Annotated in this window: 14 protein-coding genes and 1 tRNA gene; 6 read left to right on the forward strand and 9 right to left on the reverse strand. The window is 35.6% G+C overall.

Features of this window, described 5'->3' with window-relative positions; translation table 11 throughout:
• Positions 1-4 precede the first annotated feature (4 nt).
• The 4 genes from ftsZ (at position 5) to ACUTSE_RS05705 (ending at position 4,858) form a co-directional block, all read left to right on the forward strand.
• A complete protein-coding gene (ftsZ, locus tag ACUTSE_RS05690) occupies positions 5-2,053 on the forward strand; it encodes a cell division protein FtsZ (protein WP_445639534.1) in 2,049 nt (682 codons plus the stop codon).
• A gap of 247 nt (positions 2,054-2,300) precedes the next feature.
• Positions 2,301-3,152, forward strand: coding sequence for a hypothetical protein (locus tag ACUTSE_RS05695; RefSeq protein ID WP_445639535.1), 852 nt, complete (start codon positions 2,301-2,303; stop codon positions 3,150-3,152).
• A gap of 2 nt (positions 3,153-3,154) precedes the next feature.
• Complete coding sequence (locus tag ACUTSE_RS05700) at positions 3,155-3,853, forward strand: hypothetical protein (RefSeq protein ID WP_445639536.1); 699 nt, start codon at positions 3,155-3,157, stop codon at positions 3,851-3,853.
• A gap of 288 nt (positions 3,854-4,141) precedes the next feature.
• Positions 4,142-4,858, forward strand: coding sequence for a hypothetical protein (locus ACUTSE_RS05705; RefSeq protein WP_445639537.1), 717 nt, complete (start codon positions 4,142-4,144; stop codon positions 4,856-4,858).
• Positions 4,859-4,900: 42 nt separating this feature from the next.
• Here ACUTSE_RS05705 and ACUTSE_RS05710 read toward each other — a convergent pair whose 3' ends face one another.
• The 7 genes from ACUTSE_RS05710 to ACUTSE_RS05740 all read right to left on the reverse strand — a co-directional run bounded on the left by ACUTSE_RS05710 (position 4,901) and on the right by ACUTSE_RS05740 (position 12,483).
• Entirely contained in the window at positions 4,901-7,633 is a 2,733-nt protein-coding gene (locus ACUTSE_RS05710; protein ID WP_445639538.1) for a hypothetical protein, read from the reverse strand.
• Entirely contained in the window at positions 7,633-8,655 is a 1,023-nt protein-coding gene (locus tag ACUTSE_RS05715; RefSeq protein ID WP_002987682.1) for a hypothetical protein, read from the reverse strand. Before ACUTSE_RS05715 ends, ACUTSE_RS05710 begins: the two co-directional genes overlap by 1 nt.
• Positions 8,652-9,443 (reverse strand): hypothetical protein, encoded by a 792-nt coding sequence (locus ACUTSE_RS05720; RefSeq protein WP_002987679.1) that lies wholly within the window; start codon positions 9,441-9,443, stop codon positions 8,652-8,654. Before ACUTSE_RS05720 ends, ACUTSE_RS05715 begins: the two co-directional genes overlap by 4 nt.
• 14 nt (positions 9,444-9,457) lie before the next feature.
• Complete coding sequence (locus ACUTSE_RS05725) at positions 9,458-9,991, reverse strand: hypothetical protein (protein ID WP_445639539.1); 534 nt, start codon at positions 9,989-9,991, stop codon at positions 9,458-9,460.
• Between the two features lie 8 nt (positions 9,992-9,999).
• Positions 10,000-10,512 (reverse strand): hypothetical protein, encoded by a 513-nt coding sequence (locus ACUTSE_RS05730; RefSeq protein ID WP_283827686.1) that lies wholly within the window; start codon positions 10,510-10,512, stop codon positions 10,000-10,002.
• A gap of 227 nt (positions 10,513-10,739) precedes the next feature.
• A complete protein-coding gene (locus ACUTSE_RS05735) occupies positions 10,740-11,300 on the reverse strand; it encodes a hypothetical protein (protein ID WP_002987670.1) in 561 nt (186 codons plus the stop codon).
• Between the two features lie 331 nt (positions 11,301-11,631).
• Entirely contained in the window at positions 11,632-12,483 is an 852-nt protein-coding gene (locus ACUTSE_RS05740; RefSeq protein ID WP_445639540.1) for a helix-turn-helix domain-containing protein, read from the reverse strand.
• A 315-nt stretch (positions 12,484-12,798) separates the two neighbouring features.
• On the opposite strand from ACUTSE_RS05740, the gene ACUTSE_RS05745 reads away from it, so the two are divergent.
• A complete protein-coding gene (locus ACUTSE_RS05745; RefSeq protein ID WP_002987665.1) occupies positions 12,799-13,251 on the forward strand; it encodes a GatB/YqeY domain-containing protein in 453 nt (150 codons plus the stop codon).
• A gap of 12 nt (positions 13,252-13,263) precedes the next feature.
• A tRNA-Arg gene (locus ACUTSE_RS05750) sits at positions 13,264-13,337 on the forward strand.
• Between the two features lie 344 nt (positions 13,338-13,681).
• On the opposite strand, the gene ACUTSE_RS05755 is transcribed toward ACUTSE_RS05750, so the two are convergent.
• A complete protein-coding gene (locus ACUTSE_RS05755; RefSeq protein WP_445639541.1) occupies positions 13,682-14,017 on the reverse strand; it encodes a heavy-metal-associated domain-containing protein in 336 nt (111 codons plus the stop codon).
• Positions 14,018-14,038: 21 nt separating this feature from the next.
• Positions 14,039-16,279, reverse strand: coding sequence for a TonB-dependent receptor domain-containing protein (locus ACUTSE_RS05760; protein WP_445639542.1), 2,241 nt, complete (start codon positions 16,277-16,279; stop codon positions 14,039-14,041).
• Between the last annotated feature and the right edge of the window lie 19 nt (positions 16,280-16,298).

Here is a 16,298-nt window from a genome sequence, read left to right on the forward strand (position 1 = left end):
GTATATGGAGAATACAGATTTCGGAGGAATAAAGTTTGATATGCCTAAGAACCAATCAAACGTTATCAAGGTAATTGGTGTAGGTGGCGGAGGTAGTAACGCGATCAATCACATGTTTAAGCAGGGAATTAAAGGCGTTGATTTCATCGTTTGTAACACGGATTCACAAGCCTTAGAGAATAGTTCAGTTCCTAATAAAATTCAGTTAGGGGTTAACCTAACGGAAGGACTAGGTGCGGGTGCAAACCCAGAAGTTGGACAACAATCTGCTTTAGAGAGTATAGAAGAAATTGAGAAAATGCTAGATACCAATACCAAGATGGTGTTCATCACTGCGGGTATGGGTGGAGGTACAGGGACAGGTGCTGCTCCTGTAATTGCACAACTATCAAAAGAAAGAGATATATTAACGGTTGGTATCGTGACGATTCCTTTCCAATTTGAAGGGAAAGTACGTCAAGAACAAGCGTTAAGAGGAGTTGATCGATTGAGAAAACAAGTGGATTCTCTAATCGTAATCAACAACAATAAATTACGTGAAGTATATGGAAACTTAGGCTTTAAGGCTGGCTTCTCCAAAGCAGATGAGGTATTATCAACTGCTGCCCGTGGTATCGCTGAAGTTATTACGCACCATTATACGCAAAATATTGACTTGAAAGATGCGAAAACAGTATTGTCTGATAGCGGTACCGCTATTATGGGATCTGGAACTGCATCAGGAGACAATAGAGCAAAAGATGCGATTATTGATGCGTTAGATTCTCCATTGCTTAATGATAATAAAATTTCAGGTGCTAAAAACGTATTGTTATTAATCGTTTCTGGAACAAATGAAATTACAATTGATGAAATTGGTGAAATCAATGATCACATCCAAACTGAAGCAGGTCATAATGCAAATATCATTATGGGGGTTGGTGAAGATGAATCATTAGGAGAAGCAATTTCAGTTACTATTATTGCTACGGGATTTAACTACGAGCAACAAAAAAGTATCGTAAATTCATCTGAACCAAAAGTGATTATTCACACGTTAGAAGAAGAGCAAAAAGTAGTGCGTGATTTAACGCAAACAGCTGCTGTATCTTCTTACGGATTTACTACACCTGATCAGCCGTTGCGCGTTTCTACTCCAGAAACAAGCGAACTTGCAGTAGAAAAAGAAGAAGTAAACTACGAAATAGAAACAAGAAAAGTTTTTACGTTAGAGGATGACTACGAAGAAGGAGATGACGATGATGATTTCGGCGGGCCAACAGCTCCTACTCAACCGGTAGGGGAAGTAGATGAGGTTGTGTTTGAAAGAAAATCAGTAGACGCTTCTAACTTAGATGTATTCTTCGAAATTGTAACGCCAAAAGCAGAAGAAAGAACACAAGAGCACAACCAACAGGATCCGATGGCTTCAAAACAAAAAGACATCAGAGATATTCAAGTAATTGACCCTGAGTTTGTCATTGTTACGCCTAAGAAACAAGAAGTGGCTGCACCAATTGTGTACCATTTTGATGAAGAGTTAGCTGAAATGGAAGTATCTGCTGCGGAAGTGGTAGGTCATGCAAATGATGCAATAGCTCAGTCTGCGGCAAAGAAAGAAGAAATCATTCGCTTTTCTTTAGAAGACTATATGGATAAAGAAGAAGAGTTATCTTTAGCTAAACCAGTAGTGAATCACACAGAAGAAATTGCAGAGGAATTTAAATTTTCTGTACGTTCAGAAGGTGCTCCAGTTGTAAATAAAGTAGAGGTAGAAGCTTCTACAGAAGATTACGACGAGATGAATCCGACAGAAATGAGTATTGAAGAATTTACATTGAGAAGCAGAGCGGCAGAGCGAAGAAGAAAAATGAAAGACTTCAATTACAAATTCAACAATTCAACAGCTCATTATTCAGATTTAGAAAAAGAGCCTGCATATAAACGCTTAGGAGTTGATTTGGAAGATGTAAATGATGAAAGTAATAAGTCTAGAATATCATTCGGTGTAGATGGGAATAATGATCCTAAATTGAGATCAAACAATTCATTTTTACACGATAATGTAGATTAAGGAAGAAACCTTTAGGTAATTACTTATAATTTAAAAAAAGCAGCAGTAAACATATGTTTACTGCTGCTTTTTTTTACTTTTTACTACTAATGTTGTAGTTGAATTTTCTCTTGAAATATTTGATATAAAAATCAATTATCTTATGATTATTTCGTAATGATTCCGTTTATTTACGGGTTATTATTTAGTTATATAGCGATTTTGGTATGTTTTTAGATTAAGTACTATTTATTTAATCTAATTATATATGCGGAAATTTTATTTTATTATTCCTGTTTTTTTGTTTCTTTCTTGTTCTAAAGACGATCTTCTGTTAGAACAGAGAAGAAATCAGAGTAAGGATTTGAACAAACAATTAGCAAATGATTGTTTGGATGAAGATAAGTATGGTAATTGCCTAGATGGTGGAGAATCTTTCATTTTACCAGAATTAATCATTGGACCTCCAGGGGCTGGAGGAGGAACGGGAATTAATGATTTGTGGTTGGAAATGTTGCCTTCTATGAGTACCTTTCCTAATGAAGTTGGAGGCTCGTCAGGAGACTCAAATTTGAATAATGGAGATGAGGTTAATCAAAATTCCCCTCAGTATTTGAAGGTGCAGAAAATTTTAAATGACCCTTTAATTATGGCTGAATTGCAAGAGATTTTTATCGAAGCTACACAATCAGCATCAGAGGAAAATGGAAGGAGGGAAGCAGGAGCTTATATTTTCTACGATGAAGCTACAGATAAAATCTATATCGGCAATGTTAAATATGGAGAGCACGTCGAAGGTGGATCTAGTATGAGTGGAACCGTAAAGTTAGGAAATAGTAATGTTGAATTCAATTCAGATGAGAACAATGTCATTCCTCTAAGTGCAATACTTGTAGCCGCCTTTCATACACATACTCCACTGACTTATTTACCTAATAATACTTTTAGAAAAGCAGGTTTTTCATCTTCGGATATTTTATTTGCTAACACGTATAACGTTCCTATTATTGTCATAGACTATATTGGAACAAAAGGAAAAGATGGAAATTTTTATATTCAAGGTGGCCATTCCATAGATGATCCTTCAAATTTCTTTATCTATTACCCGAAACAAAATTAACTATGAAAAAAGTGTATTTATTATTTTTGACACTATTTGTGTCTTTATCTTCTATTTCTCAACCTAATAGTATACATGTGAAAGCGAAATTTCTAGCGGATGAAGTGATCAAGAAGTTGGAATTTACACAACCTTATACGGTCACAAATAGCACACCAGTTTCTTTTGTGGAAAAAACGGCAACGAGTGATTTAAGTGAGAATGAATATGTTGATACACCTTGGTATGGTGCTACAGAGGGAAAAGAGTTTATTGTGGTTGAATATGCGGATCCCAATCAAACTACAGAGTGGGGATATCTATATCAAGTGTACTTCTGGAAGGATCACACCTTGCCATTCATGGTGAATCGAGGGGATGGGATGGGATTGAATTTACGATATGATGGTGACTTACAGCCCTATTATCGTGTTCATTATGCTACAGATTTGCAGATATTCAAATATCCTTCTTTGGTTGAGCCGAATGAAATACTGGAATTATCTTACATAGAAAGTGAGTGGGTGGATCATAGCGATTGGGTGACGGTTACTTCTTATGAATTTAGACCCAACCAAAGTAGAGGGGTTGAATTAATCTCAAGAACAGAGAAACCTTTTCGTGGAAATATCTTAATTACGTATAAAATTAAAGTAGTGGCAGATGATGCATGGGTTATTATTGAAAAAACCCAAGATGGTTATGACTTGAATCCACTATAGCTTTTGATTGGTAAAGGTTATTTGACTATTGAAAGTATGTAAAAAGTACTGTCCTATTGCTATAGAGGCAGTACTTTTTGGTTTAGAATCTTTAGGAAAGTTAAAAATGAGAACTTGAGGTGTTGTTTTCGTATAGGATAGTATGGTAAATTCGTTACTGTATTCAAATATTTATGCGAATTGTTTAATAAACACCTTCTTTTATTTGAATGTGTTCTGTAATTTATTTTTACAACTACTTGGTTTACTGTAAATTGTCGTCTCTTTTTTTAATGTAAAATAGTAACGATGAAAAAAATATACCCTCTTTTTTTTTGTGTATGGATTGCTTTTACTTCTTGTTCTCAGCTCAGTCCAACGCTTGTGAAATCCAAATATACTGCAGATGAAGTTTTACGGAAGTTGGAGTTTACACAACCTTATACCGTCACCACAAGCACGCCTGTTACCTTTGGTGAGAAAATCGTGACGGGTGATTTTAAAACCAGTGATTATAAGGATACTCCCTGGTCTGATGCTAAAAAAGGAAGAGAATTTGTGGTAGTAGAATATGCCGATCCTAAGCAAAAGACAGAATGGGGGTATTTGTATCAAGTGCACCTTTGGAAAGATCGAATCTTGCCTTTTTTTGTTAATCGAGGAGATGGCATGGGATTAAATTTGCACTATCAGCAGGAATCACAACCATATTATAGGGTTAATTATCCTAGGGATTTATATCGGTTTAGTTTTCCAACTTTAGTGGAGCCTAACCAAATATTGAATTTGACGTTTATGGAAAAAGAATGGATCGTACGCAAGGATAAAATAAAGATAAGTTCGTATGTATTCAATGCAGATGAAAGCAATGGCGTAGAATTAATTGCTAGAACAGAAGAACCTTGTAGAGGGAATATTCTGATTACGTATACCATTAAAGTCATTGCAGACGATGCTTGGATTGCTATTGATAAAACGATAAATAGTCACAAAATCAACTGTAGTGAGGCTGATGTTAGACCCTGATACAACAAAAAATCTTCCCATTTGGAAAGTCTTTGTGTAGGATTAGAAACTAACCGCTTTGAATTTTTTAACCTGAACTTCTTTCTCTTTTACTTTCAAGGTAAATGAAACCTCTCTAGATTCACCTACTGCAGTACTGATTTTAACTGCATTTTCCACTACATCCACCTGATTCTGATGTTCTGGATATACAGTTAAGATATAATCTCCTTTAGGCAAATAAAAGGCGTATTTACCTTCATCCGATGTATACGTAGTAAATACTTCTCCTTGGGTATTTTGTGCTGTTATACGTTGCCCTGCTAAGTTCTTGTTGATGGAGAATGAATTCGCTGTATATTCATAAGCAAGACTTCCTGTTATGGTAGTCGTTTGTCTTAAATAAATAATATGAGTCACATCTGAATTCAATTGAATTTTTTCAACCTGAGCAAACCAATGCTTGTCATTTTGTGTTTGAATCGTATAGGTATTCGCAGGTAGTTTTTTGTATTCAATAGTTCCTTCATCAGTCGTAACAAAAGCTTTGTTGTTGATAGTTACGATGCGATGGTTCGCCGGTGTTAAGGTTTGATCTTCATCTTGATAATATACGAGTACTTTTAAATTATAAGATTTCTCATAGAATTTATAAGGCATCAATTGTTTAATCAACCCCACTTGTACATAATTGGTTTGGTTACTAGAAGAATAGCCTCCATAATTATTGTAATTCGTGATATAAATATCAAAGTCTTTCTTAAGCTTGTATTCTACACGGGTATTAAACTGCCAAAAATCACCACTTGTAGTCGTATGGGTATAGTAGCTACTGAATTGAACACCTAAGCGATTGTTGAAAAAACGCTGTCGATAGTTTCCCATAACCATCAAGTTGGTATAGGTATTCAGCGTTTGCACGTCGTAATAAGAAGCATTAATAAGTTCGCTTAAGTTGTTGTAATTGTATTGGTAACTCAACCCAAAATCAAAATATTTATAGTTTAATCCCAGGTTGATTCGATAATGTAAGCGCTCTTGTAGCTCTGTTTCTGTTGTGTAATTTCCTAAATCAATAGACGCATTATATCCTAAGCCTTTTAAGAAGTTACTTTTCGTAAAGGCTGTATTGAGTCGAACTGCATATAAATCTTCCATAGCCGTTGTGTGGTAGTTATAGCGTTTCTCATGGACATATTGTGGACTTACGGCAAGTGTACTTGTTGCGAATCGATACGAATAGCTTAACCCCACCGTATTGGATTGTTGTTTGGCATTATAGGAATTGGTATAGCTGTACTTTGGCGCATAATCAATAAAATGTTGAACGACTCCAACACTGTGTCGGTCAAAATTGCGTCGAACAGTCGTGGCTACTTGAGAAACTCCTTGACGTATGCCTCCGTAATATGGACTACTATAAAAGCTGTTGTGCTGTACCTGATACTTATTGAAATTGGCATATAAATTTAACCCGACAAACAGCCCCAATTGTTTGGATTCTGTTGCTTGTAGTAAAGAAGTCCCTTGATTTAAATCCGCTTGAATAGTTGGTTTATTCCATAAAGTAAAGCTATTGTACGCTAGTATTTTCTTTTCATCATAGCGATGATTGACATCGTAATACAATTGTGCCTGTTTCCAGCGATTCTTTTGTGATTGGAATCCCACCCAAGTATTGTAGCCAATAGAACGATCATTAGGATCGGTAATCAGATATGTTTTATCTAAATACCCCGCTTGAATATAGAGGGAATCACTCACTTTAATATTCGATTGAATCCCACGTCCTTGTTGAGAGAACTCACCCGATTGAAAAATATTACCCGCTTGTACTTGTACTTTTTCTGTTTGAAAGTCAGCAAGGAAGTAGCGCAAATTCATTTTATTTTCTTTATCCCAATGAATCAAGTCAGCAGTTAACCCCAGTTGCGTTTTCTCTGTAAATTGTAAGGTAGCTGAACCAATCAATTGTGTAGCCCCCAGCACGTTTTTTCCCATTACACGGTTTAATTCTACTGTATTGGATTGTGCTGCATAGGCAAGGTTTTGGTCTTCTGCTTTATAGCGTCGTTTTGATTTTAATGAACTAACAGCATAATTGGTACGAGCAATAAAATCGCCATTTTCATATAACAAAGTCGCACTAATATCGAAATCCTCTAATTTAAAAGCCTCTTTGCTAATGCGTTGTTGAATGGAAAGTAAGGTGTCATTTTGCGGTTGAAGGGCAAAATCAAGGGCTAAGGTTTTATCTTTGTACAGTTGAGAAGGTAAGGTCAGAATATAATGAACTTTCTCCGTTGTATTTCCTTTATTTTGAATCAAGGCTTTCAAATAGATACTGTCTCCAACTTGTTGAAATTGGAGTTGGTTTTCTACATTTAAAAGTAGAATACGTCGATTCTTTTGAATTAAAACTGGCTGTTCTACCCAAGGAATAGAAGGGCCAAAATCAGCAGTTAATTTAGCTTTAATGGATAAGTTTCCTTCCATCGCTGTACTTTGGTCTACTTGTGCAATAACGGGCACAAACATCTTTTGACCAGGATTTAATCGCACTACTTTTGTTGGCGAACTCGAAATGCGAATGGATTTAGCATTGCTTTCTATCCCTAGATTTCCTGTCCACGCAGATTGCCCCAAATTGGATAGTTCCAGCGTAGCAGTAACATGCCCTAGTTCATCGGCTTGAGAAGCAGTGGTGGTAAATTTTAAAAAAACAGATGCCCCCTGTGCCCACAACGAAGATGAACCAAGTAAAAAGAAAAAGAAGATAAAAAGCTTTTTAGCCATTAATTCGGAACAATTATAAAATAAAGATAGGTTTCATATCTTCCACTTGCTTGTTGTAGTTCTTTGGTGTTGGGAGGAATACTCAATTCCAAATTGTAGGACATGGATTGACTCCATCTCGGAAAAGAAGCCAAGGCTTGTTCTTGAGCGGATAAGGAGAGTGGTCCAAATAAGGTAACCTCAGAAGCATTTCCGCCTTGAATATTGTTTAATGTGGCTTTTAGTTTTAAAACAGAAACAGGAATACTATTAGACATCGTTGTGTTGTATAGCAGATTATCAGCTGTTTTAACCAATACTTGGTGCCCTTGATAACTTCGAACATATAAAGCATTGTTGATGGTAATTTTTTTACCCTTAACGATGTCTTCTGGAGAGTCAAAATTAAAAATAAATTCATTGGCTCCGTTGCGCAATTCAGCCACCTGATCCCCGTGATTTCCTACATAATTCACTTGGAATCGCGCAACTCCTGGTGAGGAAGTTCTACGGGTGAGTAAAACATCTTTCCCCGAAGTTGTATCATAGAGTGAAAACTCATAAGTACTGCGGTAGATACCATTGGGAATGGTTAAAAGATGCACGCCCCCTCGTAGTGCTAAGTTAAAAGATAGGGTGTAATAGTTCCCTTCAGGAAGTGCTGTTGTACTTTCTACAATAGTACTTTCTTGGAATTTACTCAAAGGTAAGTCTCGTCCTATACTGCTGAATGAAATTTGATTGAAATTACCACTTTGTCTATTGATGCTTAAGCTCGAATTTTCTGCCGGAACACTATAGTTTTCGAACGTATAATCATCGAGTAAACGAACTGTAATTTTCCATTTGGCAGGGGCAGTTACATTAAAATTTCTTCTAAATTGAACCGAAATTTGTCGCTCTTCCGACTTGCCAAATTTTAAATCGTTATAGGAGTTTAGCACCAATTGCCCACCATCGTATACATTGAGGTCATATTGGGCATAAATAAAGGTATGCAAACAACAAGTAAGTGCTAAAAAAAGTTTTTGTTTGAAACTCATAGGGTAAAATCAAGTTCGGCTACTTTCACAGTATTGTCCTTTCCATAAGTCAATTGTACTATAAAAGTGTAGGTGCCTGGTTTTAAATCTTGCGGCAAAGGAAAAGATTGTTTTCTCGAGTCATCAGGTAAGCTATAAAAATCAAGCGTATTCAAGGCTTGTTTTTCTCCTGTTTGTTGATCAAATATTGTAGCTGTGATTTTTCCGTCACTCCACAATAATCCATTATTTTGAAACGAAACATCAATTGCACGCTGGCCATCTGTCGTTTTATTTGGTTCTAAATTTGTAATCTCTACGGATTCTGTATTATTCTGATTGGCATGATATACTTTTAATCCCATGCGAACCGTTACTTTTATTGCAGCTCCATTTTCGTCTACTGCATTCCCTGGATTTAACTGCGTAAAGAAAATCATCGCCGTATGTACAGGTGTGCCAGCATCTAATTGCTGTGGAACATTCAAAATTACCTCTACCTCTTTGATCTCATTTGGTTCAATTACAAAATAAGAATTAGGTAAAACCTGAATCCAAGAGGAAGCAGAATTACGCAAGGTATTAGCTTCCGCAATGTGATTACTTCCATTGGTATCATAATTCCAATCCCCTAAAGAAACTCCTACTTCAACTGCTTTATCATTGGGATTTGCAATACGTACCTTTTGTGTAGCAACCGTACCCGCCGTATTTCGAAAATACATTTTTCCAGGAGAGATGGATAATCCCGCTTGTGCAAATGAAACAATTGAACTCAAAAGAAAGACTAGATAAAATAATTTTCTCATTATAAAGCAATTAATTAATGGGGCAATAAAGTATAAACAATTGTAGTTTGATAACTTCCTGCTTTTTGATTTAATGTTTGACCAATATTTTGAACGGGTATTGTATAATTGACATCTATTTGTTGACTATTCCCTCTATTATTAGATTGAATCATAAGCTGTGGATTAATGGTTAGATCAACGGGATGTAGTTGCAACGGAAAATCCAAGGTCGTAGATGTGGTAATATTCGGTTTAATGCGAATGATGGATACGGGTAAACCAGAAAGCGAATTTTCATATTGGAAATACGCATTAATGGAACGTACCGATAATTCGTAAGGAGTGGAACATTGGATGATTAAGTGATTTTTAAGCATACCTGTTTCTACACCTTTAGCGTATTCAGCACCTTTGTTGAGGTTTATGTCAACAGAAGGATGACTAATTACCAACGACTGTTGTTCTCGAAAATTGAGCACAATTTTAGACTTAGCAGAACCAATTTGAGCTAAGATTGGAGAAGTGGTAAGTAACAAAGTTAAGATAAATAGAGTTTTTTTAAACACGTATATTGTTACAAAGATAAAATAGTATAGGTTATAACAGTACTATAAGTACCCACTGGTTTATTTAATAATTCATCAGAGGCATTCATTTTGTACGAAACATTAAAAGTTCGTTTTACATCACCTGCATTCGATTGGATCATATTGCGTTCGCGCATAGAAAGCGAAACGGGAAGAAGTGTAATATTATCTCTAAAATCACCAATAGCACCTAAGCTAGGGTTGAGTCCAATATGTTCTACTCGAATTTCATCGGCATCATGCATAAGAGGAGCTTGAGCAACTACGCGTATTTCATAGGTTCCACTACTCATCACTTCGATGTGATCTGCTTGATTGCTGATTTTTCCTTTGGTATAATCTTCAACCGTTTCAAAAGATAAATTAACGTGCTGTTGCTGATCGTTAATTTTAATCGATTGGATGGGTTTCAAAATAACATTAAGGTTACTTTGAGCTGAATTTTGCGCAGATAGGACAAAACTAAACAACAGGAATAAAGGGGCTAATATGTTTCGCATTGTATCAAATTATCTAGGTTAAATTTAGCAAAAAAAATCGAATTAATTAAGCAGATTTCTCTAAAATAAAGGCCTTAAAGGTGAAATAGAAGCTAGACTTCTCAATTTTTTAGCACGACCTAGGCGATTTATTTGAACACATGTTGACCCAGTGAAAGGAGCAGATAAAAAAAATCTACTGTTGCAAAAATGAAGCAACAGTAGATAAAATTGGGGCGCTTTTTATATTATAATGCGTATAAATTGTAAGTCACTGTTGTAGTGTAAGTTCCTTCTTTTTTGTCTGTATAAGCAGAAGTTTGACTTGCTGGAATAGCATACTCAACTGCATATCCCATTTTTGCTGTACCTGCAGAAGTCGTGATTAAAGGTGTACTTTCTGTTGTTGCTAATTGTGCAATGTTGTGAGAGGCAGTGAAATTGTTTGGTCCTGCTCCTTCAGCTAAATTAGTATTTCCTTTGATTCTTACTTCTACTGTGTTTACTGGAATAGTTACACCGCTGTTGTTTAAATCGCTACTTGCTACTACTTTGATTTCGTATTTTTGAGTAGCTGTTACTTCTAAGTGATTTTTTAATTCTCCAGAAGTACTTCCTTTTTGAAACTGCTCAACAGTATTCATCGGGATAGTTACAGATGCATTTGTTACGTTAAGTTCGTATACATCTGACAAATTAACGTTTAAGTTGGTAGTGCTTGAACTTTTTTTGTTGCCCTCTTGAGCAAATGATGTTACACTGATAAAAGATAAAGCGGCTACTAATGCTAATTTGAAGGTTGTTTTCATCGTTTTGTTATTTTTTTTAAAGTGTTTTTTTTTACTTGTTTTGATAGGACAAATGTATAGTAGGTTAGCTTCTAAATAAAGGTCAAATCTCGCTAAAGAATTGTCATTTTTCTCTTAATTAGTGAATATTTACTTAAAAATACGGTTTGAAGTCGTGTTTTGAGAATTTAATTCGGTTTTGTTGTCGCAAATGGAAAGATTTTAGAAGTGTTGAAATGTGCTTTTCGATTTTAATTCGGAGGGTTGAGGGTTCGAACCCTTCCGCGGGCGCAAAAAAAAACACCAATGAAACTCATTGGTGCCTGTATGATCTTATAAAAGAGAGGGTACGTTATAAACTCTCGCGGTATTCCTTTGGACTCAGTCCCGTTGCTTTAATGAAAAAGCGAGTGAAATTACTTGAATCTTCAAAGTTTAACTCATACGCAATCTCTTTGATTGTCAAAGGAGTGTGCTTTAATAATAGCTTTACCTCATTCACTACGGCACTCGCAATAATCTTTTTAGGCGTTGTTCCATAAATATCCTTGCTAATTTCGGTAAGCTTTGAAACTGAAATATTCATGTGATCTGCATAAAACTGTACGTTGCGTTCTTTTCGAATATTGGTTTTAATCAGTTCATTAAACTTAATGACATTTTTAAGTTGAGCAGGAGATAACTTTTCCTTATTAAACTCTACATAGGTATTAATATGACAAGCCATAATGAAAAGTAAGACGCGCTCAATAATATTATGAGCAGTCATATAATTCAAATTGCTGTACGTTTTGCTTTGTAATTTCAGTAATGAAATAAAATAGTATTGCGCAAAAGCCGCTTGTTCTGGTTTCAGTGTAATGGAATTTATCGCTTTGGTATTGTCAAAAAAGACACATTTATCCAAAAAGTGACGATCTACTTCTGTACGACAATAGAAGTTGTCCGTAAATTGGACATAACAGAGGGAATAGCTCTCGTCAGCAGTTAAGCGAAATAATTCATTTTTACCCAGAAATAAACAGTCGCCTTCTGTCAATTCTTTTTTGTTGGTAGACATGATCACGGAAACTTTTCCTTTTTGCAGCCAAAGCAATTGATATACGTCGTTGTGCTGTTGAAAAAGATGATCATTTTCAGTCAGATAAGTGGCTGTGCCAGCATCAAATCCATAAATGGATTTTAGTTCAATAGAAGATAACATTATAAGAAGGGGTAAATAGTGTTTTCTAAAATATTTTATTGACTGTAAAAATAGAATTTTCTATGGAATATGAAGGGTTCTCGCTCTATTTTAACGTTTTACCGAGACTAAATAAAGTTAGCCGTTTTCTTTTTTGGATTTTTTTTGGGTAGGAAAGTATAATGGAGCAGAGGGAATTATTTCTTCAAAAAAGGAATAATTTTATTTTTTTTGTAAAAGGAGGATGAATATGTGGGGAGAATAAAAAGTAAAAATAGCGAATTTGTCTTGTTTTCTCGGCTTTTTTATATCTTTGCAAAATCAAATAAATAAGATATGAGTTTACAAGCAAGTATTATGGATGCGATGAAAAGCGCCATGAAATCAAAAGATAGTATCGCTTTAGAAGCACTTAGAGCAGTTAAGGCAGAATTGTTATTAGCGCAAACTCAATCAGGTTCTAAAGAAGAAATTAGCGAAGAGGAAGAGATTAAGATTTTACAAAAATTAGTAAAACAACGCAAAGACAGTGCAGCTATTTTTGCTGAACAAGGAAGAGCGGATTTAGTAGAACCTGAATTAGCACAAGTAGCTGTTATCGAACAATTTTTACCAGCACAGTTGTCTAACGAAGAAGTAGAAGCAATTATTGCTAAAATTATCGCTGATGGAAATCATGCAGGTATGGCTGCTATGGGACAAGTAATGGGAATGGCATCGAAAGAATTAGCTGGTAAAGCTGATGGAAAGACAATTTCAACAATAGTAAAAACACTATTGACAAAATAAATTTTTTGGTTGGTCCGCGTAGTTCAATTGGATAGAATATCAGATTTCGGCTCTGAGGGTTGAGGGTTCGAGCCCTTCCGCGGACGCAATAAAAAAAGCACTTATGAATCTCATAAGTGCTTTTTTTTATGAAAAAAACGTTTTTTAAGCTATTTTTTCTAAAAAGTGATAAAAATCATGTTTTATGCATGCATAGCATCTTACTTTTGTTGTGTAATAAAATACAGCTATAAAGAGAAATTACGTTTCTGTTTATCTTTCTAGTAAACGATGTTTTAGTGTCTTGTTCAAGATGGTTTACAGAAGATAGGGAGAAATGCTATGAAAAAGAAAAAGATATTTTGTAGTTTGTGAGTTTGGCTACAGAATAGCATATTGTTGTTTGAAAAAAAGCACTAATCGCTAGTTAGTGCTTTTTTATTTTTTATACCTATCTCTCGTATTTACAACAACCATGTAAATTGTTATACGCTTCATCTGTTGCTTTTACTGATTCTGTATCATGACCCGCTAAAGCAACTGCTTCTTGTACTTCTTTTCCCGTTGTTTTCTTTGGATTCAAATACACCGTTAGCTGTTGATCTGCAATAGACCAATCTACAGAGCGTACGCCTTTAACGTCTAAAGCTGCTTTTTCAATGCGTTTTTTACACATCTCGCATAAACCTTTCACGCCAATTACTTGTTTTGGTTGTTCTTTTTCTTGTGCAACGATAGCTGCATTCGTAACTAGGAATAGCCCTAGTGTTAAAAATAATTTTTTCATCTTATAAAGAGTTTGAGTTAATTAAAGTTTAAGACGCAAGCCTGCATAATACATTGAGCCTGCAATAGGAGCATAGACCATAGAGGTATCAAAATCAGTATCAAAAGGATTACTAGCACTAACAATTGGATTGCGTTGCTTGTAGTTTCCAATATTTTCCCCACCAACATAAAATTCAAAACGAGGAGAGAATACTTTTGTAATTTGGAAGTTCATCAAAGAATACGGATTTGAAGCTGATTTCATCTGATTCGCAGTAGCATACTCTGCAGTAGAGGTAATACGTTGTTTGCCTAACCAATTGTAAGTGAAATCAAATTTCCAATGTGCACCATTGTCTTGTTCGTTCGTTGTAAACTCTAAATTCGCAAAGAAACGATGTTTGGGTTGATAGGCTTTTTCGAATTTACCTGTCTTTTGATCTGTAGCAATATCGTAGTATTTATAGGCAGAACGAAGATTTAAATTACGCGCTAAGTTATAGTTGATCTCTAGTTGGAAGCTATTTGCATAGGATTTTCCATCTAAGTTGTAAAATAATAACTGATGTGCATCATAATCGGCATCTACCACAATTTGGTTTTCAAAATCTGTACGGTAGAAATCCAATGTTACATCTCCTTTTCGACCAATTAAATGGAAGTTTTGTGTAAAGCTTAATCCATAATTCCATGCAATTTCAGGATCTAAATCATAGATTTTTCCGTTGTTCCCTTCAATTTGGAAGTAGCGATTCGTTGCAAAGAAAATTTGGTTTTCCGCAAATACGTTTGCAAGGCGTTTTCCTCGACCTACTGAAGCACGTAAAACCCCATTTTCCCATGGATTATAGCGCAAATGCAAACGCGGTGTTGCAAATAGCCCCATGCGATTGTGATAATCCACACGCATACCTGCTATAATACTGAAGTCAGTGGTATTGTCATACGTATATTCGTAGAAAGCCCCTAAAGCATTATCTGTGCGGTTGAAATTTGCATCAATACCAGGAACAAATACCTGTTCAGTATATTGGTCTAATGTAAAACTAATTCCCGTAGTGAATTTATGTAGGGTATTGTTGATAATAGAATTGAAAACAAGATTAGAGTATAAGCTATTCTGTTTGATATCATAGAGATTCAATCCAAAATAAGAATCTTGTTTGTGGTAGTTATACGCGACTTGTAATCCTGCACTTTGGAAGGGCACATCTGGAAATACATACCCTAGTTTGGTGGATAAATCGATCTTTTCTGTATTAATCTCTGATACCCAAAGTACTGTAGAGCCCTTGTCTTTCTTTTTGTCGAAATCCACTTGTCCTGCTACTTTATTATCTTTCATATAACGAGCCGTGATAAAACTTACCACCCCTTTCTCTGGGTTGATGTACTGCCAACGATTCATTACATTAATTTGCTCTCCTTTTGGCATATCCAAGAAACCGTCGTGGTTTTTATCGTGGTCACCAGTTCTCAAGTTTCCGTGGATGAATAGAGAAGAACTCCATTTGTCATTTAAACGATAATTTCCATGTACGTTTGCTTCAAAACGTTCATCTGTTGAACCATATAGATTTAAGAAAAACGGACGATCCGTCGCTGGTTTGATTAATTCAGTATTCAATTGACCTGAGATACTTTCATACCCATTGATTACGGTTCCTGCTCCTTTCGTTACTTGGATACTCTCTACCCAAGTTCCTGGTGTAAAAGTCAACCCGTAAATTTGAGAAGCTCCGCGTACCGAAGGAATATTCTCCTCTGCAATCAAAATATAAGGACTAGTTAATCCTAGCATTTTAATTTGCTTAGTTCCAGTAATTGCGTCTGTATAATTGACATCAATGGATGGATTTGTTTCAAAAGCTTCTGAAATATTACAACAAGCCGCTTTGAGTAATTCTCCACTATTCATGGTGAAACTATTTGTTGTTCCCTTAATTGAACGCGTGGTATTGCGTTGTTTCGTTTGGATGATTACTTCATCTAACGATTCTTCTGGTTGTAAAACAAGGTGATAGGATTGTCCTGCTTGTGGAGTAAGTGATTGAGTTTTATACCCGATATAAGAGATGGTTAAGGACTCCTTTTCTACATAAGGCAAGGTGAATTTCCCTTGTGCATCTGTCGCTACACCAATAGATTGATTGGCATAAAAAACAGAAGCACCAATGATTGGGGTATGAGTTTCATCTACGATTTGTCCAGTAATCGTTTGTTGTGCATATAGCGAAGTACCCACTGTGAATACAGCAAGGGTAACTAAATGTTTGATCATTTTTTACGTGTAATTGTTA

It is taken from the genome of Myroides sp. TSA_177.3 (assembly GCF_052691955.1).